Raw genomic sequence first — 19,830 nt, 5'->3', positions numbered from 1 at the left:
TCAGGACTCGTCGTGCTCGTGCGATGACTGGACCTCAACCACACCGGGTATCTGGGCGAGCGCGTGGATCAGCGGTGTGAACGCCCCGCCGTGGCTGTGCAGTTCGATCCGCACCCGCTGTGTCGGGAAGGACACGTCCTCGGCATGGTGGGGCAGGACCTTGAGGTGATCCATCATCACGGCGTGGTCGCCGATGGCGGTCATGATGTCGCGCAGCACCCCTTTGCCGTCACGATAGGTGATCCACACCGTCTCGACGGTGGAGCGGGCGTGCGGCAGACGACGGCGTACCGGCTGCAGTCCGACGACCGCCAGCATGTAGAGCACCGTCCCGGCGATCGCGATGTCGATGGTTCCGGCCCCGGCCGCCATCCCGACCGCGGCGACCAGCCAGATGCAGGCCGCCGTCGTCAGGCCACGCACGTAGTCGCGACGCACGAAGATCAGCCCTGCCCCCATGAAACCGATCCCGGAGACGATCTGGGCCGCCACCCGGGAGCCGTCCACATTGGTGATGGTCAACCCGGGCAACAACCACTCGCCGTGCCGGGAGACCGCGGTGAACAGCGCTGATCCCAGTCCGACCAGCGCGCAGGTCCTGATCCCTGCCGGTTTCGAGTTGAACTCCCGCTCCAGTCCGATGGCAGCCGACAACACGGTGGCCAGGGCCAGCTCCGCCATGACCGTCCAGTGCACCGTGCCCTCCTTCTCCTCCACGTCTGGCAGACAGACAGTCTAGGCGGACTCCTGCCCGATCACGGGTTCGGTCATTCTCGGGGTGCTCGTCGACCAAGTCGGATCCGGCCGTGGACCAGCACCGTGCCGCGCACCCCCACTGGTGCTACGCTACGTTGCGTAGCGCCAATGTGAAGGAGGCAGGATGATTTCGGACAAGGTCCGCCCAGCGGTACTGGCGGCGATCGAAGCCAAGGGCTATGCGGGTGTGACCTACGAGGGGGTGGCGGCAGCGTCGGGCGTGGCAAAAACAACGCTGTATCGGCACTGGCCCACCAAGGCGGAGTTGGTCTTTGACCTGGTCGTCCATGGCCATGATGTGCACCCTTTGGACTGTGACCCAACCGTGGAGGGCGCGTCCCAGGCGTTGGCTGCTCGCGTGGCCCGCTTCCTGGGAGCAGGACCCGCTGCCCGAGCTGTGCCAGCAGTGCTCTTGGACATGACCAATGACCCGGTTCTCGCCGAGCGCCTCCGCACCGGTGTGGTGGCCCAAGGCCAAGTCGAGGTTGCACAGTTACTCGATCGCTGCGGGCTGGACCCGATTCAAGGCATGGATGCTGGGGACGTGCAGATGGTGCTCCTGGGGGCGGCGCAGTCGTGGCTGACCGTTGCAGGGCTGTCAGTCGGTGAAGTCGAGAGCCGACTCGCCATCCTCGCATCGACGCTGCTGACAGCGAGGTCCTGAGATGTGGGCTGTGGAGTATCACCGTCATGGCGGACCCGAGCGGCTACGGGTGGCGCAGGTTCCAGAACCCAGCCTGCGGCGAGGGCAGGTCATGGTTCGGGTGACGTCGAGTTGCATCAGCCGGATCGACGCCGAGTATCTGGCGGGGCGTCTACCCCACGGTCTCGGGTTTCCGAAGCAGGTGGGGCTCGATGCGATCGGTCAAGTGGTTGACCCCAACGGAACCGACCTTGCTGAGGGCAGTTGGGTAGCCGTTGTGCTGGGCCTGGAACCTTGGGCGCGTCGCGGCACAACGGTTGAACTGCTCGCGGTTGAGCCGCGCCGCTGCGGCAGGTTTCCCAGTGGCTATGTACCAGCGCAGGAGGATTGCGCTCTTGTCCTGGGCGGGTTGACAGCTTTGAGGGCGGTGAGGGACATCCTCAAGGTGCGCTCCGGAGATCACATCCTCGTCGTGGGAGCCGGTGGTCCGGTTGGTCTCGCCGCGATCCAGATCGCACGCTTGCACGGTGCGAGTGTGGATGCCGTGGCCGGCGCTCGTGCGGTGACCACCTGTCACGACCTGGGTGCCCAACAGGCGTGGGGCCACCGCAGCGAAGCTGCCCGTGCACGATCTCGCCAAGACTACGACGGCATCGTCCTGGCCGCAGGTCGACCCAGCGACTGGTTCGGCGCCCTACGCCGTCAAGGCCGGATGGCCCTGACCGACGGCGGAATGTGGCCCAGCTCAATCCCGGGCGCGATCCGAAACCACGTCAAAGCCCTTCCCGTCGCAGCGGGACACGCCAGCAGAAACCTGACCTGGTTGGCTGAGCGGATCGCCACTGGTGACCTCAGTCCCGTGGTCCACTCCCGATTCGCACCCTCCGACATCGGCAGCGCCTTCGATTCCCTGAGGCAGCCGGGCACGCTCGGTGCCCGGCTCATCGAACATCCGGACGCCCGATGAGCTACACCGCGCCCCGTTTTCTACGTTGTACGAACGCAGTGGCTGAGGACATTCACCGGTTCTCGCCGGCAGATGACCTCATGCCCGAGGCTGCTGATCGGTGGGTTCGATGTATCGACGTCAACGCCCCAACCCAGCATGTCTACCGCTGGCTGTGCCAACTCACCGTAGCCCCCTACAGCTACGACTGGATCGACAATCGTGGACGCCGAAGCCCCAGGACACTCACTGCCGGCGCGGACAGGCTCACGCTCGGCCAGCCGTTCCTCATTTTCTCCATCACGAGTTTCCAGCCTGGCCGCCACATCACCGGACGTTCACGCCCCGAATTCCACCGCGTCTATGGGGACATCGCGGTGTCTTACCAAGTGATCCCTCGCCCAGAGGGTACGACCCGACTCCAAGCCAACGCGTGCCTCGCGCGCTCCACCAGCCCGATCATCCGCTTTGCCTTGGCGGTCGGCGACAAAGTCATGGCCGGGAAGCAATTGGCCAAACTCAAGGTCTTGGCCGAGCAAGGCCGCTGAGCGCCGCGGCAATCCCCAGCGGGGGGCACCACGGAGGGCCACGTGCTGTCGACCCGCCGCCCTCATCAAACCGACGAAGCGGAACGCGACAGTCGAGCGTTGCGCGATTCAATGTGTTCCTGACTCCCAGCCGTCCTGTGGCATCACCGCGACACCATGGGGCCAACCGGCCAACATCTGTTCCGGGTGGCCCCACGAGGCAACCCCTAGGCTGTTCCCATGGTTCATCGCTCACCGACCCCCCATCCGTCAGGCGCCCGCCCCCCTGCGCTTCCTCCAGCCTCGTTGCCGCAGCACGTCGCTATCGTGATGGACGGCAACGGGCGGTGGGCCAAGCAGCGAGGGTTGAAACGCACCGAGGGGCACGCCCGCGGTGAAGCAGCGCTGCTGGACGTCATCCACGGGGCCATCGAGCTGGGCATCCCCTATCTCTCGGCCTACGCCTTCTCCACCGAGAACTGGAAACGCTCCCCCGACGAGGTGCGCTGGTTGATGGGTTTCAACCGTGACGTGATCCACCGTCGTCGGGATGAGTTGCACGCCCTCGGGGTGCGGATCCGCTGGGCCGGACGACGCCCCCGGCTGTGGGGGTCGGTGATCCGGGAGCTGGAGGAGGCCGAGGCACTGAGCGAACACAACTCCACCCTCACCCTCCAGTTCTGCGTCAACTACGGTGGTCGGGCGGAGATCGTCGATGCGGCCCGGGAGATCGCCCGGCTGGCCAAGGCCGGAAAACTGGACCCGAACCGCCTCACCGAGGAGCGGTTCCGTCGTTTTCTCGACGAACCCGGTATCCCGGACGTCGACCTGTTCCTGCGCTCCTCCGGGGAACAACGCACCTCGAACTTCCTGCTGTGGCAGTCGGCCTACGCCGAGTTCATCTTCATGGATCAGCTGTGGCCGGACTTCGACAGGAGGGACCTCTGGCGTGCGGTGGAACAGTACGCCCTCCGGGAGCGACGCTTCGGCACCGCCTGAGCCTCGGGCTCAGAACAGCACGGTGGACAGCCGTCGACGTGCCTTCAGCACCTCAGGCGCGGTACGCCCCACGATCTCGAACAGCTCCAGCAGACGCAGCCGGATGGTCTCCTTCTCCTCTGGGGCGACCTCGGCGGCGAGCCCGAGCAGTCGGTCGAAGGCCGCCTCGTTCGCCCCCTGGATGATCTCCAGGTCGGCGGCGTCCAGTTGGGCGGCCAGATCATCCGGCCGCTCTGCCGCTGCACGCACCACCGCAGCCCCGTCGACGCCGACGGAGCGGGCCAGCAGCGCCGCCTGGGCGCGTCCCGCGATCACCTCGGGATCTCCCGGGGTGGCTGCCAGCAGCGCATCGAACTCCGCGACGGCCTGGGCGTAGTCCCCGGCGGCGAGTGCGGCATCGGCCTTGTCGAAACGGGGATCGGCCTGGGGTTCCTGACCCTGGTCCGTGGTGGCGGACCCGATGGGCTGGGCGCGTCCCGTGATGCCGTTGGCCACCGCCACCTGAGCCACCTGATCGAGCATCGCCGCGATCTCGGAGCGTTCCCGGGTGCCCTGGAAGAGCGGGGCCAGCTGGCCCCCGATGAGAGCGACCACCGTCGGCACCGCAGCGATGCCCAGGGCCTGTGCCAGTCGGGGCTCCGCATCGATGTCGACCCTGGCCAGCATGAAACGGCCATCGGCCGCGTTCACCACGTCGGTCAGGGCCTGGCCGACGGCCTGACCGGTCATGTCCTTGGCCGAGTGGAACTCCACGATCACCGGGTACTGCATGGACAGTCCGAGCAGCTGTTGGAACCCTGCCTCGGTGACATCGGTGACGTAGCTGCCACCCTTGACCGCAGTGGTTGCGGCCGTGGTCTTCGAGGCGAGCGTGGACAGGTCGACGGCACCGGGCCGCGAGAAGTTCGGGTCACTCATGCCCACAATCTTGTCGGCCCGGGCCAAATCGGACAACTGGAAGTGCAAGGATGGGGGCATGGCACACGAGCGCGCGGGCCAGGTGGCCCAGGAATCCGATCTGATCGACGTCGATGCCCTGCTGGCGGCCTACCACGACCTGGTACCCGACCCGGACGACCCGGATCAACGAGTGGTCTTCGGGACCTCCGGTCACCGAGGATCGAGCCTTGACGCGGCCTTCAACGACCGCCACATCGCGACGACCACCCAGGCCATCGTCGAGTACCGACGGGGCCAGGGGTTCACCGGCCCCCTGTTCATCGGCAAGGACCCCCATGCCCTGTCCCTGCCGGCCTGGACCACCGCCATCGAGGTCCTGGTCGCCAACGACGTGGCGACCTTCGCCGAGCGGAAGGACGAGTACACCCCCACCCCGGCGGTCTCCCGGGCGATCATCCGCCACAACCGGGAGCACCCGGACCAGGTGGCCGACGGGATCGTCGTGACCCCTTCCCACAATCCACCACGCGACGGCGGTTTCAAGTACAACCCGCCAACCGGTGGCCCGGCGGACACCGATGCCACCAGCTGGATCGCGGCACGGGCGAACGAGTTGATGGCCTCACCAGGTCAGATCCGTCGGATGTCCTACGAGAAGGCCTCGCCGCGGGTGACCCGGTACGACTACCGAACCCCGTACTGCACCGAACTGGCCACGGTGATCGATCTCGACGCGATCATCTCGGCCGGGGTGCGGATCGGGGCTGATCCCATGGGTGGGGCCTCCATCCAGTACTGGCAGTACCTGGCCGAGCACACAGGGCTGGACCTCAGTGTGGTCAATCCGTTGGTCGATCCGACCTGGCGCTTCATGACGCTCGACACGGACGGCAAGATCCGCATGGACTGCTCCTCCCCCGATGCGATGGCCTCCCTGATCACCAATCGGGACCGCTTCGACATCGCCACCGGCAACGACGCCGACTCCGACCGACACGGCATCGTCACCCCGGATGCCGGACTGATGAACCCCAATGCATTCCTCGCGGTGGCGATCAACTACCTGTTCACGCATCGTCCCGGCTGGTCAGCTGATGCCGGGGTCGGCAAGACCTTGGTCTCCAGTTCCATCATCGACAAGGTGGCGGCCAAGGTGGGACGGCGTCTGGTCGAGGTCCCCGTCGGCTTCAAGTGGTTCGTCCCGGGGCTGACCGACGGCTCGCTCGGCTTCGGTGGCGAGGAGTCCGCCGGTGCCTCCTTCCTGGACCGTGACGGTCACACCTGGACCACGGACAAGGACGGCATCCTGCTGGCGCTGCTTGCCAGTGAGATCAAGGCCGTCACGGGTCGCTCACCCAGTGAGCTCTACACCGACCTGGAGGCCGAGTTCGGGACCTCCCACTACGCCAGGGTCGATGCCGACGCCGACCGGGAGCAGAAGGCCCGGCTGGCCGCCCTCTCCCCCGCGGACGTCACGGCGACAGAACTGGCGGGACAACCGATCACCACGATCCTCACCGCGGCGCCCGGGAACGGGGCAGCGATCGGTGGGATCAAGGTCGCCACGGAATCAGGCTGGTTCGCGGCACGACCGTCCGGCACGGAGGACAAGTACAAGATCTATGCCGAGTCACTGCGCGATGCCGAGCATCTGGCGCAGCTCCAGGCGGAGGCCAAGGTCGTGGTCGACACCGCGCTGCTCGCCTGATCCGAGGCACGGCGGCCACCGGGGTCAGACTCCTGTGGCCGCATCGGATTCCCGCATCTCCATCTTCTTGCGCAGACCCGAACGCTGGATGACCTCCTGGATCTTCAGATCACGCTTGCCGGGTGCGGCGATGTAGCGGATCTCGCGAAGCCCCTGGGCCTGGGCGGCCGATTCGAACACCAGGTGCCCGTAGTCGAGGACCTTGCCCCAGAACGGCTGCTCCATCGAGATGTCGAGGATCCGGGTCATCGGCATCGTCGCCAGGTGGGTGTTGAACACCCCATGGATACGGAACACGCGCATGTTGGTGATGACGAACCGGTCCATGTGGTAGATGTGGGCCTTCCACATGCCGATCACGAGGACCGTGAGCCCCATCGTCATCGGTATCCAGAACAGGCCACCCATGTAGGTCATGAGGATGAACAACGGGATGCTGGTGGCCATGAGCAACGCCCACGGCACCACCACGATCCAGTGCTTCTGGACGTTGTCGATGACCTGCTCGCCCTCTTCCCTCAACAGGTGCTGACAGATGTCGGGGTCGAGCATCGCCCCGATCAGGCCTGCCATGACGGACTACCGGTCCGCCAACTGGTTGAAGAACCTCGCGATGGCCTCGAATCCGCCGAAGAAGGCCTTCACCGCGTTCGCGGCGTCCTCCGGGCGGGTGAAGAGGTAGAAGACCACGAAGGAAACGCCAAGCACGACAAGGACCTTCTTGATCCAGCCAACCATGATGCCTCCAGGTCTCAGGGTGGGAAGAGGGCTGCAACCAACACCCACCAGTGTGCCGGATACCTCCAAGGATCGCAGGCCGACGCGCCGCCCGGTTCCTCGCGGGACCCAGCTGGGTCGACGAGGAACCGGGATGGAAGAATGGTCCCCATGGAGAATCAAGACCTGTTCATCTGCATCGATCATGTTGGCCTGGCAGTCCCGGATCTCGACGAGGCCATCACGTTCCACACCGAGAAGTTCGGCTGGCGTGAGCTCCACCGCGAGGTGAACGAGGAGCAGGGAGTGGCCGAGGCCATGATCGGCACCGGCACCCAGGGCGAGGAGAACGCCAAGATCCAGCTCCTGGCCCCCCTCAACGAGGAGTCCACCATCGCCAAGTGGCTGGGGCGCAACGGCGGCCCCGGCATGCAGCAGCTGGCCTACCGGGTGCACGACATCGACCACGTCTGCGAGGTCCTGCGCGAACGTGGCCTTCGCCTGCTCTACCCCGAGCCCAAGCGGGGCACCGCGAACTCACGCATCAACTTCGTCCACCCCAAGGACGCCGGAGGTGTGCTGCTGGAGCTCGTCGAGCCCGCCAAGGACGCCTCCCACTGAGCGGCCCGACCTGATCGACCGGTGGTTCGGCCGAACCACCGGTCGATCAGGTCCCGCACGGGGTAGGCTCGGAGCTGTTCGTTCGACGCCAGGAGACACACATGACCGACGCCCGCACCGATCACGACGAGTCGTCAACCGGGCTGAACCTGTTCGACGGCCCGGCCGCAGCGCCCAGCGGTTTCCCCACGACGATGCTGGGCTACGAGCGCCAGGCCGTGGACCAGTACGTCCGTGAGACGGAGAACCGCATCGTGGAGCTGAAGGTCCAGCTGCGGGAGCAGAAGCTCGCGACGGACCACATCCAGGATCAGGTCGGGACAACGGACTTCGGAAGGCTCGGGGCACACACCCGCAGCCTCCTCGAGGCCGCGGAGGCCCAGGCGGCCGAACTCGTGCGGCAGGCGGAGGAGGAGGCCGACCGGATCCGTGCCGAGGCCAGACGCGCAGCTGCCGAGACCCGTGAAGCGGCCCAGCAGGAGGCGGACGACGTCCGCCTGACCGGGCTCTCCAGCCTGCGAAAACTACGGCAGGAGCAGGCCGAGGCAGGACAGGCCGCCCTGGAGGCAGCTCGACGTGACGCCCACCTCATCCGTGTCGAGGCGGAGGCCCGGGCCAAGTCCCTCATCGAGGAGACCGAGACCAAGATCGCGGCCGAGGCCGAGGCAGCTCGGGTACAGGCGGCACGGCTCCGCCAGGAGGCAGAACGCGATGCCGTCGCCACGAGGCTCGCCGTCGAGAGCGACACCGCCCAGGCGTTGAAGAAGCAGCAGGACGCCGCCGATGCGGCCGAGAAGACGGTCAACACCCATCTGGAACGAGCGCGCCAGATGGCCGACGAGGCCGTCAAACAGCTCGAGACCGCCCGCCTCGAGTGCCTGAGCATCCGTGAATCGGCCATCTCGGAGGCCGAGCAGCTCCGGGTCGCCGCCACCCGGGAATCCGAGGAGAGCCTCGCCACGATGCGTCAGGAGCTGAGTGACAAGAGGGCCGAGCTGGAGGACCAGGTCGCCTGGCGCAAGGAACAGCTCGAACGGGAGATCGCCGCGCTCACCGCGCGTCGGGCCTCCATCATCGCCTCCATGCAGAACCTCAAGGCGATCGCCGCCGAGGCGGATGCCGCTGAGGACGAGGAGACCGTTCCTCACCTGCGTCACACCGAGAAGGACCAGTGACCACCACACCGGAGGAGGAACCGGCCGTCACGCCGGAGGACTCCGGAGCGGCCCTCGAGGCTGAGCCCTCGCCGCTCGAGTCGTCACAGGAGATCGTTGTCCCGGAACAACCGGGCGAGGCGTCGGTACGTCGTCGTCGCCGCCTGTTCGGTCGTTTCTCGAGCAGGGGTGAGACCGAAAAGGATGCACCTGCGCCTGAGGGTGAACCGACCTCATGGCGTTCCAGGGCGCGCGGTCACCTGGGGGGGCTCCTCGGCGATGCCGGCCGCGGTGCCCGCCAATTGCTGACCCCCACACCGGAGCCACACATCGCTCCGGTGCCGCCCATCATCGTCAACAACGACTCACCCCGCCTGCTGTCCCACTCCCCCTTCAGCTTCGGTTTCCTCGGTGCCCTCGGGGTGCTGTTCGCGATCGCGCTGGTCGGGGCCGCGATCCGTGTTCAGCACGTCCTGGTGCTGGTGGTGCTCTCCCTGTTCCTGGCGCTCGGGCTCAACCCGGCCGTGGAGTTCTTCACCCGACGACGGGTCCCCCGCCCCGTGGCCGTGTTCGTCGTCACCATCGCCCTGCTCGGTCTCCTCGTCCTGGGAATCACCGCCATCGTCCCGGTGCTCACCACCCAGGTGCAGTCGTTGAGCCTCCGTGCCCCGTACTGGTTGGAGATGCTCAACAACAACGAGCAGATCGCCGCCTGGGACCGTGAGTACGAGATCATCGACAAGGCGAAGGCCTACATCACCTCGGGCGTGATCGTCCAGAACCTGTTCGGCGGGATCTGGGGAGCCGGTGTGCTGCTGGCGAACCTCATCTTCTCCCTCATCATCACACTGGTGCTGACCGTCTACTTCCTGGCCTCCCTGCCACTGATCAAGGAGGTCATCTACACGATGGCCCCGGGGTCCCGACGGGATCGGGCCCGCTACCTGGCCAACGAGATCTTCCGTGGCATCTCCGGCTACATCACCGGCATGTTCCTCATCGTGACGGTCGCCTCCGTCAGCGCGTACATCTTCATGAACTTCGTGGGCCTCGGCGCCTACTCCCTCGCCCTGGCCTTCATCGTCGCGATGTTCTGCTTCATTCCGCTCGTGGGGTCCTCGATGGCGATGATCGCCGTCGCACTGGTCGGGTTCGGTACCTCTTCCTCCACCGGCATCATCACCATCATCTACTTCCTGATCTACCAACAGGTGGACGCCTACATCCTCTACCCGACCGTCATGAAACGCACCGTCAAGGTGCCGGGTGCCCTGGTGGTGCTCTCGGCGGTCATCGGCGGTCTGCTGCTGGGAGTGATCGGAGCACTCATCGCCATTCCGACGGCGGCGGCGATCCTTCTGCTCTACCGGGAGGTGCTGCAGCCCCACCTCGACGCGAGCTGAGGTAGGTTTGGCCTGTGCGTCTCATGATTGCCCAGTGCCAGGTTGACTATGCAGGTCGGCTCACCGCCCATCTCCCGATGGCGAAGCGGCTGATCATGGTCAAGTCCGACGGTTCCGTGTCCGTCCATGCCGATGACCGCGCCTACAAACCACTGAACTGGATGAGCGCCCCCTGCACACTGACGGTCAGTGAGCCCGATGAGATCGCCGCAGCGGCCGGGGCCACCCAACTCTGGCTGGTCCGCTCCAAGGAGGGTGACACCCTGCGGATCACCATCGGCGAGATCCACCTCGACGAGGAGCAGACCTTCGGTACCGATCCCGGACTGCAGAAGGACGGCGTCGAGGCCCACCTGCAGGCGCTGCTCGCCGAACACCCGACCACGTTCGGGGAGGGTTGGCACCTCGTCAAACGTGAGTACTACACCGCGATCGGCCCCGTGGACCTGCTGTTGCGGGATCCCGATGGACTCCATGTCGCGGTGGAGGTGAAACGACGTGGCGAGATCGATGGCGTGGAACAGCTGACGCGTTACCTGGAGCTGATGAACCGGGACCCACAGCTGGCACCGGTCCGGGGCGTGTTCGCCGCCCAGCAGATCAAACCCCAGGCCGCCACTCTGGCGGCTGATCGAGGCATCACCTGCCAGCTGCTCGACTACGACGTGCTGCGTGGCATGGACAACGCCGAGGAACGGTTGTTCTGATGGCGCGGCGTCCCTCCAAGCACCTGCGCCGACCGCGCCCCCTCGACACCTCCCGGCACGCCCGGCGAGAACACAAGCGGGACGGATCCTTCCTGGTCCGCACCGTGCCCGCGGATCGGGCCGAGAAACCCTACACCTGCCCCGGCTGTCAGTCGTCGATCCCGGTCGGGATGGCTCACCTCGTCGCCTGGCCGGAACAGCCCGGGCTGGGCTTCGACTCCGGTCTCGAACAGCGTCGTCACTGGCACACCCACTGCTGGAGGTTGCACCGATGATCCATGCCACGACGATCGGCTCCGGCCCCGCTCAGGTGGTGTTCCTGCACGGCCTGTTCGGGCGTGGCAAGAATTTCACCCGGATCGCCGAAGCCCTGTCCGACCTCGCCACCTGCCATCTGGTCGACCTGCCCAACCATGGCTCCTCCTCCTGGACCATCGACTTCTCACTGGACGGCCAGACCTATCACATCGCCTCCTGGATCGCCGAGAACTTCACCGGTCCCGTCTCCGTGATCGGGCATTCGCTGGGCGGCAAGCTCGCGATGCGACTCGCACTGAGCTACCCGGAGGCCGTGGAGCGTCTCCTGGTGGCCGACATCTCCCCGGCACGAAGCGAAGGACCGGCCAGCTTCGCACCACTGGTTGCTGCGATGCAGGGCCTCAACCTGGAGACACTCACGAGCCGGACCGCCGCCAGTGACCTGCTCAAGCCCGACATCCCGGATCCGGTGGTGCGGGGCTTCCTCCTGCAGAATCTCCGCAAGGTGGCCGACGGCTGGGCCTGGGACGCCAACCTGGATCTTCTCGGCGACTCCTTGTCGAAGATCGGCGGTTGGCCACCCACCGACGCCGTCTACGAGGGGCCGACCTGGTGGGTCTCAGGGGGACGCTCCCCCTATGTCCAGCCCGAGCACACCGCCCCCATGAAGGAACTGTTCCCATTGGTGGTCAGTGTCAGGTTGAAGCGGGCAGGGCACTGGGTCCACGCGGACGAGCCCGAGGCCTTCATCACGTTGTGTCGTGAATTCCTGACCTCGGGCTCAACCCTCACCCCAGCGTGACCGAGGTGATCCTCGCCTCGGCGATCGGGGTGATCCGGTCGGCCGCGTCCACTCCTTGGGCAGCGATCCCTCGAACCACCTCGAGACCAGCCTCGTCCACCGTCCCGAAGACCGTGTAGTGCGGGGGCAGCGGTGAGTCATCCCACACGATGAACCACTGCGACCCTCCGGTCTCCGGTCCGGAATTGGCCACGGCCACGGTGCCGGGCGGATAGTTGACCTTGTCCCCGTCCAGTTTCTCCAGCGAGGTCACGTTCGGCGAGAGCTCATCAGGGATGCTGTACCCGGGCCCCCCGGTCCCGGTCCCGGTCGGGTCCCCGCACTGCAGTACGAAGATGCCGTGGTCCACCAGGCGGTGACAGGATGTCTCGTCCAGCCAGCCCTGCTGAGCCAGGGAGACGAAGGAGTTGACGGTGCAGGGGGCCGTGGCCCGGTCCATCGTGATCTCCACGTCACCGGCAGTCATGTGCAGTGTGACCTTGGCCTCACCGGTGTTGACGACGTCATTCTCCGATGGTGGGTCAACCGGCTTCGCCGGCTCCCCGGCGAGCGGGTACGAACAGGACGATGCCCGCGTGACCCCCTCCTCCTCGGGGCGTGGGGCCGAGTCGTTGGCGTTCGTGCAACCAGCGAGAGCGATGGCGACGGCCATCACCGGAGCGACGTGTCGTGGCTTCATGCCGCCCATCATAGGGACAAGACCCTCCGCCGACCGGGGTCAACAGGCCGATTCCACGATCCCATAGGCTTGGGGCATGGTGAATCTCACACGCATCTACACCCGGACCGGTGACGCCGGGACCACGCGGCTGTCCGACAACGCCGAGGTACCGAAGACCGATCTTCGGGTCGAGGCCTACGGGGCGGTGGACGAGACCAACTCCTGCATCGCTGTCGCCGTCTCGCACGGCGACCTGCCGGAGCGCATCGTGGAGATGCTGGACCTGATCCGCAACGAGCTCTTCGACGTCGGCGCCGACCTCAGCACCCCGAAACACCCGGATCCGCAGTGGCCACCACTTCGGATCGAGCAGGCCTCCATCGATCGGCTCGAGGCATGGTGTGACGAGCTGGCGGGTGATCTGCCGACCCTGCGCTCCTTCATCCTGCCCGGCGGTTCACCTGCCGTTGCCGGCCTGCACCTGGCCCGCACCACCTGCCGACGTGCCGAGCGCATCGCCTGGCGTGCGGTCGAGAGCCACGGCACCGAGGCCGTCGAGGAGAAAGGAATGGGAGGGATCAACCTCCTGGCGGTGACCTATCTGAACCGGCTGAGTGACCTGCTGTTCATCATGTGCCGAGCGGCAGCGGGGAGCGACGGCGACGTGCTGTGGATCCCCGGCACCGACCGGGAGATCCCGTCACGGCGGTGAATCCGCACTACCGGGCACCCAGTGGCTGCCGGGAGGCGCGGACTCCAACCAGGCCATGAGCGCCATGACGTTCTCCAGGTCCATCGCGAGGGTGTGCTCCTCCCCGGAGATCCGATCCTTGATCCGAACCACCCAGGACTGGTTGAACAACGTCACCTCCTCCACCGGCGTGGCGGCGCGACGGTGCAGCCACACCGTCGTCGCCCGTGGGAAGGAGCGAGTCGGACGCGGGGAGAAGGAGAAGGCCCGGTACCAGTCGAGCCGGTCGTCCCGATAACGCCCGAAACCGAGCGCCCAGCCCACATCGGTGGGGCTCACCCGCATCCGGTGCGCACAATCAAAAAGGCCGCCCTGGCCTGAGAGCCAGCGGCGGCGCGCGTAGAGCAGGACCAAGGGCAGCAGACAGACACCGATGCCCACGACCACCCCAAGCATTGTCCAACCCATGGGGAAAAAGATAGCGGCAACAACGGCATGTGACGACATGGGGGCAACACCATCACTGGTGTTGCCCCCAAAAGAACGACAGAAGCAGACGCTCAGCTCCCGCTGCTCACCCGCTCCCCGACCCGAATCTGGGCGTTGAGGATGTGAAGCCGGTGGATCTGCGCATCCGTGGCATCACCCTCGTTGCGCAGCCGTCGCAGTTCGTGCGCCTCCTGCTGTGCAGCCTCGAGGGAGATCTCCTCGGACAACCGGGCCTCATGGCTGAGGATCCGGACATGTCCCTGACCCACCGCGATGAAGCCCCCGTCGATCGCCAAGATCTCGGCGCGGCCATCGGCCGAGACGATCTCCACCATGCACGGCACCAGCGCGGCCATGAGTGGTTCGTGGCCGGGCAGGATACCGATGTCTCCCTGGCGGGTCCGAGCGATGACGTTGACCGCCTCGCCCTCCCAGACCATGCGATCCGCAGCGACGATCTCCAGCTTCAGGGGTGCGCGTTCCACTGTCACAGATCCTTCTGCATCTTGTCCCAGTTCGCCATGACATCCTCCATGCCACCGACGTTGAAGAACGCCTGCTCCGCGATGTGGTCGACATCGCCTCGGCAGATCATCGAGAAGCCCTCGATGGTGTCCGCCAGCGGGACGGTGGAGCCGGGGATGTTGGTGAACTTCTCAGCCATGTAGGTGTTCTGGCTGAGGAACTGCTGGATGCGGCGGGCCCGGTTCACGATGATCTTGTCCTCCTCGGACAACTCGTCGATGCCGAGGATCGCGATGATGTCCTGGAGCTCCTTGTTGCGCTGCAGGATCTGCTTCACCCGAACAGCCGTGTCGTAGTGCTCCTGGCCGATGTACTGCGGATCCAGGATGCGCGACGACGAGGTCAACGGGTCAACCGCAGGGTAGAGACCTCGTGAGGCGATCTCACGGCTGAGCTCGGTGGTGGCGTCAAGGTGTGCGAACGTCGTCGCCGGGGCCGGGTCGGTGTAGTCGTCGGCGGGCACGTAGATGGCCTGCATGGAGGTGATGGAGTGACCCCGGGTGGAGGTGATGCGCTCCTGCAGCTGCCCCATCTCGTCCGCCAGGTTCGGCTGGTAGCCCACGGCCGAGGGCATCCGACCGAGCAGGGTGGAGACCTCAGATCCGGCCTGGGTGAAGCGGAAGATGTTGTCGATGAACAGCAGCACGTCCTGGTTCTGGACGTCGCGGAAGTACTCGGCCATGGTCAGCGCGGACAGGGCGACCCGCAGACGGGTGCCCGGGGGCTCGTCCATCTGACCGAAGACCAGTGCGGTGTCCTTGAGGACCCCGGCCTCGGCCATCTCGTTGATGAGGTCATTGCCCTCACGCGTGCGCTCCCCCACGCCGGCGAACACCGAGGTGCCACCGAAGTTGTGGGCGATGCGGTAGATCATCTCCTGGATGAGCACCGTCTTGCCGACACCAGCACCACCGAAGAGCCCGATCTTGCCGCCCTTGACGTACGGGGTCAGCAGGTCAAGCACCTTGATGCCGGTCTCGAGCATCTCGGTGCGGGACTCCAACGAGTCGAACTCCGGGGCCGACCGGTGGATCGGCCAGCGTTCGGTGACCTCGATGCTGGCCGGGTCGACGTTCAACACGTCACCGGTCACGTTCCACACATGGCCCTTGGTGATGTCGCCGACGGGCACGGAGATCGGTGCCCCGGTGTCACGTACCTCGGAACCACGACGCATGCCATCGGTGGGCTTCAGTGCGATGGCTCGCACCAGGTTGTCCCCGACGTGGAGAGCCGTCTCCATCGTCATCGTGCGCTTCTCACCCATGACCTCGGTCTCCACCAGGAGAGCATTGCCGATCTCCGGGATCTGGTCAGCCGCGAACTCAACATCCACGACCGGACCGATGACCCGGGCGACGCGGCCCACACCCGCGACACCCGGGGTATCTGCTGTGGCAGTCATTTCTTTCCTCATTCGTTATCCGGCTGACTCGGACAGCGCCGCAGCGCCCCCGACGATTTCAGTGATTTCCTGGGTGATCTCGGCCTGCCGGGCCTGGTTGGCCTCCCGGGTCAGGCGTTCGATCAGCTGTTGGGCGTTGTCGGTCGCCGACTTCATGGCCCGTTGGCGGCTCGCGAGTTCCGATGCGCTGGACTGGAGCAGCGCCGTGTAGATGCGATTCGCGACATACATCGGCAGCACCTCGTCGAGCACCTCCTCGACGGAGGGCTCGAACTCGTAGAACGGCAGGTACTCCTCGTCGTCCCCCTCGGGGCCGTCGGAATCCTCGACGACGAGGGGCAGCAGTCGCACCGCCTGGGCCTGCTGGGTCAGCATCGAGACGAATCGGGTGCTCACGACGTGGATCTGGTCCACACCACCCTGCTCATGGGGGGCGAGGAACCTTGCTATGAGGACGTCGGCGATCTCCTTGGCATGGCGGTACTCCGGTGCGATGGAGAAACCGGTCCAGCTCTGCTCGATCTCACGATTCCTGAACTCGAAGTAGCCGACCCCCTTGTTGCCGGTGATGTACTGCACGACCTCCTGACCGTCCTCTGCCAGCCTGGCGTGCAGCTGCTCGGCGGCACGGATGACGTTCGCCGAGTACGCCCCGGCAAGACCGCGATCCCCGGTGATGAGCAGCATCGCCGAACGACGTGGCGGCTGCACGTCCTCCAGCAGGGGATGCTCGATGACATGCGAGTAGGTGGCCAGTGCGGACACCGCATGGGTCAGGGCGTTGGTGTACGGCATGGCTGCGCGTGCCACCTGCTGCGCCTTGACGATACGGGAGGCCGCGATCAACTCCATGGCGCGGGTGATCTTCTTCGTGGTGGCGACGGAATTGCGTCGCTGCCTGAGTTCCCGCAGGCTGCTACCCATGGGTCATCAACTCCGCTTCTTGCGGACGATCGTCTCCTGGCCGATCTCCGCATCCTCCATCGGGGTGTGCTCCTCACGCCCGAGCAACAGCCCCTCCGAGGTGCGGAAGATCTTCTTGAAGTCCTCGAGTGCCTGCTCGGTGGCCTCCTTCAGGTCGTCACCGAACAGCTTGGTCTCCGCGATGGTCTGCAGGACCTGGGTGCTGTGGCGCAGGTGGTCGAGGAATTCCTGCTCGAAGCGGAGCACATCGGTCACCGGGACGTCGTCGAAGTGTCCCTCGACCCCGGCCCACACCGAGATGACCTGGTCCTCGACGGCGTACGGCGCGTACTGGCCCTGGCGCAGGAGCTCCACCAGGCGGGCACCACGATCGAGCTGCTGGCGGGATGCGGCGTCCAGGTCGGAGGCGAACATCGCGAAGGCCTGCATGTCGCGGTACTGGGCGAGGTTGATCTTCAGCGATCCCGAGACCGACTTCATGGCCTTGACCTGGGCGGCGCCGCCGACCCGGGAGACCGAGATGCCGACGTCGATCGCCGGACGCTGGTTGGCGTTGAACAGGTCGGACTGCAGGAAGATCTGGCCGTCGGTGATGGAGATCACATTGGTGGGGATGTAGGCCGAGACGTCGTTGGCCTTGGTCTCGATGATCGGCAGGCCCGTCATCGATCCACCGCCCAGTTCGTCCGACAGCTTGGCGCAACGCTCCAGGAGACGGGAGTGGAGGTAGAACACGTCACCGGGGTAGGCCTCACGCCCCGGAGGGCGACGCAGCAGCAACGACATCGCACGGTAGGCCTCGGCCTGCTTGGTGAGGTCGTCGAAGACGATGAGGACATGCTTGCCCTGGTACATCCAGTGCTGACCGATCGCTGATCCCGTGTAGGGGGCGATGTACTTGTACCCGGCCGGGTCGGAGGCCGGGGCGTGGACGATGGTGGTGTACTCCATCGCACCGGCGGCCTCGAGGGTGCCACGCACCTCGGCGACGGTGGAGCCCTTCTGCCCGATGGCGACGTAGATGCAGCGCACCTGCTGCTTCGGGTCCCCGGTCTCCCAGTTCGCCTTCTGGTTGATGATGGTGTCGATGGCGATGGCGGTCTTGCCGGTCTTGCGGTCGCCGATGATGAGCTGCCGCTGACCGCGCCCGATGGGAGTCATGGCGTCGATGGCCTTGAGACCGGTCTGCAACGGCTCCCGGACCTCCTGACGGTCCATGACACCGGCCGCCTGGAGCTCAAGGGCACGACGCCCCTCCAGGTCCTTGATCTCGCCGAGGCCGTCGATGGGGTTGCCCATCGCGTCGACGACCCGTCCCAGGTACCCGTCACCGACGGGGACCGAGAGCACCTCGCCGGTGCCGTGCACCACCGAGCCCTCATCGATGCCCTCGGAGTCGCCGAGCACGACGACACCGATCTCCCGCTCGTCGAGGTTGAGGGCGATGCCCATGGTGCCGTTGTCGAAACGCAGCAGCTCGTTCGCCATCGCCGAGGGCAGACCCTCGACCCGCGCGATGCCGTCACCGGAGGTGACCACGACGCCGACCTCGGTCTTGCTGGCAGCTGCGGGCTGGTACGACGAGACGAACTCGTCGAGCGCGCTACGGATCTCGTCCGGACTGATGGTGAGTTCAGCCATTGCGTCCTACTTTCGCTTCTCGCTTGGAGTTTTCAGTTCAGTTGCCGGCGGACATCATCGAGCCGCGCGGCGATGGTGGATTCGAACACGTCTGACCCGAGGGTGACGCTCATACCGCCGAGAACGGCCGGGTCGACCTCGAACTGGAGGAAGACCCTCCCGCCGACCTGCGCCTCGAGCGCACTGCGGAGCCGCTGGGTGCGGGCCGCATCCAGCGGCCGGGCCACGACCACGCGTGCGATCCGCTCCTGCGCGAGTTCTGCGGCCAGCTCGAGGTGGTGGCCCAGTGTCAGGACGACGGTCCGGTTCCTGGCGGCTGCGGCACGGTTGGCCAGTGCCATGGTGATGCCGGTGACCTTCCCGCTCAGGAGACGAGCGATGAGTGCCCGACGGTCGGCCAGGCTTCGGCCGCGATTGCGCAGCGCATCAGCCAGCTCGGGTGAACCGTCGATGGTGCCGGCGAACTGGTTCAGCTCCTCCTGGACGCGCTCCAGCTCACCTGCCTCCCGTGCGGTTCGGAGCAGGCCACGGATGCCCTGACGTTCGATGGCGGCCACGAGGGTTTCGCCACTCGGCCAGGCCTGTCCGGTGATCTCGGCGATCACGTGCAGTGCCGGGGGCGAGACCCGACCCTCGAGGAGTCGTCGTGCCAGCGCCTGCCGGTCCGTCACCGTGGCAGACGGATCCGACAACGAGCGGCGCAGCGGAGGCTGTTCCTCCAGCAGGTCGACGACGGCGAACAGCTCGGCCGCAGCGTGCTCGTCGACGCTGATGGCGTCGGCGACGGTGTCGGAGGAGCTGAGTGCGACGTCGTGTGACTTCATCGGGTCCTGCCTGCCGCTTCGAGTTCGGCCAGGAACCGGTCGACGGTGCGGTTGGCGCGCTCGTCGTCGGCGAGGGACTCACCGACGATCTTGCCCGCCAGGGTCGTCGCCAGACCACCGATCTCACCGCGCAGCTCAGCCATCAGCTGGCTGCGTTCGGCCTCGAGCTGGGCACGTCCCGATGCCAGGATCCGATCGGATTCCTTCACGGCCTTGTCACGGGCATCGGCGAGCAGCTGTGCGCTGGCGTTCTTGGCCTCCTCACGGATGCGTGCAGCCTCCTCACGGGCAGAGCTCAGCTGGTCGTTGTACTCGGCGAGTGCGGCCTCCGCCTTGGCCTCGGCCTGCTCGGCCCTGCGGATGCCTCCTTCGATGCGCTGGTAACGCTCCTCGTACATCTTCTCGAAGGCCGGGACGACGACCTTCCACATGACGAGGACCAGCAGCAGCATCAGGATGATGCCGACGACGACCTCGGAGAGGTGATGGGGCAGAAGGGGTCCGAGATCGATCCCGGACTCAAGCAACG

At 66.1% G+C, this 19,830-nt stretch carries 24 protein-coding genes; 12 read left to right on the top strand and 12 right to left on the bottom strand.

Features of this window, described 5'->3' with window-relative positions:
• Window positions 1–696, bottom strand: coding sequence for an MgtC/SapB family protein (locus EII34_RS00940; RefSeq protein ID WP_221620155.1), 696 nt, complete (start codon window positions 694–696; stop codon window positions 1–3).
• 184 nt (window positions 697–880) lie between these two features.
• On the opposite strand from EII34_RS00940, the gene EII34_RS00935 reads away from it, so the two are divergent.
• The 4 genes from EII34_RS00935 to EII34_RS00920 all read left to right on the top strand — a co-directional run bounded on the left by EII34_RS00935 (window position 881) and on the right by EII34_RS00920 (window position 3,871).
• On the top strand, window positions 881–1,420 hold the full coding sequence (locus EII34_RS00935; RefSeq protein ID WP_124841839.1) for a TetR/AcrR family transcriptional regulator: 540 nt from the start codon (window positions 881–883) through the stop codon (window positions 1,418–1,420).
• A 1-nt stretch (window position 1,421) separates the two neighbouring features.
• Window positions 1,422–2,366: a quinone oxidoreductase family protein gene (locus EII34_RS00930; RefSeq protein WP_124841837.1), complete on the top strand. Its 945-nt coding sequence runs from the start codon at window positions 1,422–1,424 to the stop codon at window positions 2,364–2,366.
• Window positions 2,363–2,893, top strand: a complete 531-nt coding sequence (locus EII34_RS00925) for a hypothetical protein (protein WP_124841835.1) — start codon at window positions 2,363–2,365, stop codon at window positions 2,891–2,893. The genes EII34_RS00930 and EII34_RS00925 overlap by 4 nt, the downstream gene beginning before the upstream one ends.
• A 219-nt stretch (window positions 2,894–3,112) precedes the next feature.
• The gene (locus tag EII34_RS00920) at window positions 3,113–3,871 is read left to right on the top strand and encodes an isoprenyl transferase (RefSeq protein WP_124841833.1); all 759 of its coding nucleotides are present in this window, start codon (window positions 3,113–3,115) and stop codon (window positions 3,869–3,871) included.
• Between the two features lie 9 nt (window positions 3,872–3,880).
• On the opposite strand, the gene EII34_RS00915 is transcribed toward EII34_RS00920, so the two are convergent.
• Window positions 3,881–4,789: a co-chaperone YbbN gene (locus tag EII34_RS00915; RefSeq protein ID WP_185711105.1), complete on the bottom strand. Its 909-nt coding sequence runs from the start codon at window positions 4,787–4,789 to the stop codon at window positions 3,881–3,883.
• Window positions 4,790–4,847: 58 nt separating this feature from the next.
• Between EII34_RS00915 and pgm the strand changes: the two genes are divergently transcribed.
• On the top strand, window positions 4,848–6,479 hold the full coding sequence (gene pgm, locus EII34_RS00910) for a phosphoglucomutase (alpha-D-glucose-1,6-bisphosphate-dependent) (protein WP_124841829.1): 1,632 nt from the start codon (window positions 4,848–4,850) through the stop codon (window positions 6,477–6,479).
• 24 nt (window positions 6,480–6,503) lie between these two features.
• On the opposite strand, the gene EII34_RS00905 is transcribed toward pgm, so the two are convergent.
• Together EII34_RS00905 and EII34_RS15835 are read right to left on the bottom strand one after the other, a co-directional pair.
• Window positions 6,504–7,052 (bottom strand): PH domain-containing protein, encoded by a 549-nt coding sequence (locus tag EII34_RS00905; RefSeq protein WP_124841827.1) that lies wholly within the window; start codon window positions 7,050–7,052, stop codon window positions 6,504–6,506.
• A gap of 6 nt (window positions 7,053–7,058) precedes the next feature.
• Window positions 7,059–7,217, bottom strand: coding sequence for a hypothetical protein (locus EII34_RS15835; protein WP_185711104.1), 159 nt, complete (start codon window positions 7,215–7,217; stop codon window positions 7,059–7,061).
• A 141-nt stretch (window positions 7,218–7,358) separates the two neighbouring features.
• On the opposite strand from EII34_RS15835, the gene mce reads away from it, so the two are divergent.
• From mce to EII34_RS00875, 6 genes are all read left to right on the top strand, one after another.
• Window positions 7,359–7,817 carry a methylmalonyl-CoA epimerase gene (gene mce, locus EII34_RS00900; RefSeq protein ID WP_124841825.1) on the top strand — a complete coding sequence of 153 codons (459 nt, stop codon included), beginning with the start codon at window positions 7,359–7,361 and terminating at the stop codon, window positions 7,815–7,817.
• A gap of 101 nt (window positions 7,818–7,918) precedes the next feature.
• Window positions 7,919–8,992, top strand: a complete 1,074-nt coding sequence (locus EII34_RS00895; protein WP_124841823.1) for a coiled-coil domain-containing protein — start codon at window positions 7,919–7,921, stop codon at window positions 8,990–8,992.
• Window positions 8,989–10,374 carry an AI-2E family transporter gene (locus tag EII34_RS00890; protein ID WP_260424998.1) on the top strand — a complete coding sequence of 462 codons (1,386 nt, stop codon included), beginning with the start codon at window positions 8,989–8,991 and terminating at the stop codon, window positions 10,372–10,374. The genes EII34_RS00895 and EII34_RS00890 overlap by 4 nt, the downstream gene beginning before the upstream one ends.
• A gap of 23 nt (window positions 10,375–10,397) precedes the next feature.
• The gene (nucS, locus tag EII34_RS00885) at window positions 10,398–11,081 is read left to right on the top strand and encodes an endonuclease NucS (protein WP_124842602.1); all 684 of its coding nucleotides are present in this window, start codon (window positions 10,398–10,400) and stop codon (window positions 11,079–11,081) included.
• Window positions 11,081–11,356 carry a hypothetical protein gene (locus tag EII34_RS00880; protein WP_124841821.1) on the top strand — a complete coding sequence of 92 codons (276 nt, stop codon included), beginning with the start codon at window positions 11,081–11,083 and terminating at the stop codon, window positions 11,354–11,356. The genes nucS and EII34_RS00880 overlap by 1 nt, the downstream gene beginning before the upstream one ends.
• The gene (locus tag EII34_RS00875; RefSeq protein WP_124841819.1) at window positions 11,353–12,141 is read left to right on the top strand and encodes an alpha/beta fold hydrolase; all 789 of its coding nucleotides are present in this window, start codon (window positions 11,353–11,355) and stop codon (window positions 12,139–12,141) included. Before EII34_RS00880 ends, EII34_RS00875 begins: the two co-directional genes overlap by 4 nt.
• Here EII34_RS00875 and EII34_RS00870 read toward each other — a convergent pair.
• The gene (locus tag EII34_RS00870) at window positions 12,128–12,820 is read right to left on the bottom strand and encodes a peptidylprolyl isomerase (RefSeq protein ID WP_260424997.1); all 693 of its coding nucleotides are present in this window, start codon (window positions 12,818–12,820) and stop codon (window positions 12,128–12,130) included. The two genes, EII34_RS00875 and EII34_RS00870, sit on opposite strands and share 14 nt — an antisense overlap.
• Window positions 12,821–12,896: 76 nt before the next feature.
• Here EII34_RS00870 and EII34_RS00865 point away from each other — a divergent pair, with 76 nt between their 5' ends.
• The gene (locus EII34_RS00865; protein WP_124841815.1) at window positions 12,897–13,514 is read left to right on the top strand and encodes a cob(I)yrinic acid a,c-diamide adenosyltransferase; all 618 of its coding nucleotides are present in this window, start codon (window positions 12,897–12,899) and stop codon (window positions 13,512–13,514) included.
• Here the strand turns inward: EII34_RS00865 and EII34_RS00860 are convergent.
• From EII34_RS00860 to EII34_RS00830, 7 genes are all read right to left on the bottom strand, one after another.
• Entirely contained in the window at window positions 13,503–13,961 is a 459-nt protein-coding gene (locus tag EII34_RS00860) for a DUF2550 domain-containing protein (RefSeq protein ID WP_185711103.1), read from the bottom strand. The two genes, EII34_RS00865 and EII34_RS00860, sit on opposite strands and share 12 nt — an antisense overlap.
• Before the next feature lie 92 nt (window positions 13,962–14,053).
• On the bottom strand, window positions 14,054–14,467 hold the full coding sequence (locus tag EII34_RS00855) for a F0F1 ATP synthase subunit epsilon (RefSeq protein ID WP_124841811.1): 414 nt from the start codon (window positions 14,465–14,467) through the stop codon (window positions 14,054–14,056).
• Window positions 14,468–14,469: 2 nt separating this feature from the next.
• A complete protein-coding gene (gene atpD / locus EII34_RS00850) occupies window positions 14,470–15,912 on the bottom strand; it encodes a F0F1 ATP synthase subunit beta (RefSeq protein WP_124841809.1) in 1,443 nt (480 codons plus the stop codon).
• A 15-nt stretch (window positions 15,913–15,927) separates the two neighbouring features.
• Window positions 15,928–16,836 carry a F0F1 ATP synthase subunit gamma gene (locus EII34_RS00845; protein ID WP_124841807.1) on the bottom strand — a complete coding sequence of 303 codons (909 nt, stop codon included), beginning with the start codon at window positions 16,834–16,836 and terminating at the stop codon, window positions 15,928–15,930.
• A 6-nt stretch (window positions 16,837–16,842) separates the two neighbouring features.
• Window positions 16,843–18,477, bottom strand: coding sequence for a F0F1 ATP synthase subunit alpha (atpA, locus tag EII34_RS00840; RefSeq protein WP_124841805.1), 1,635 nt, complete (start codon window positions 18,475–18,477; stop codon window positions 16,843–16,845).
• A gap of 32 nt (window positions 18,478–18,509) precedes the next feature.
• Complete coding sequence (locus EII34_RS00835) at window positions 18,510–19,301, bottom strand: F0F1 ATP synthase subunit delta (protein ID WP_124841803.1); 792 nt, start codon at window positions 19,299–19,301, stop codon at window positions 18,510–18,512.
• Entirely contained in the window at window positions 19,298–19,828 is a 531-nt protein-coding gene (locus tag EII34_RS00830; RefSeq protein ID WP_260424996.1) for a F0F1 ATP synthase subunit B, read from the bottom strand. Before EII34_RS00830 ends, EII34_RS00835 begins: the two co-directional genes overlap by 4 nt.
• Window positions 19,829–19,830: the final 2 nt, after the last annotated feature.

It is taken from the genome of Arachnia propionica, assembly GCF_003859805.1.
GTDB classification, from domain to species: domain Bacteria; phylum Actinomycetota; class Actinomycetes; order Propionibacteriales; family Propionibacteriaceae; genus Arachnia; species Arachnia propionica_C.
This window is presented reverse-complemented; position numbering and strand designations above follow the sequence as displayed.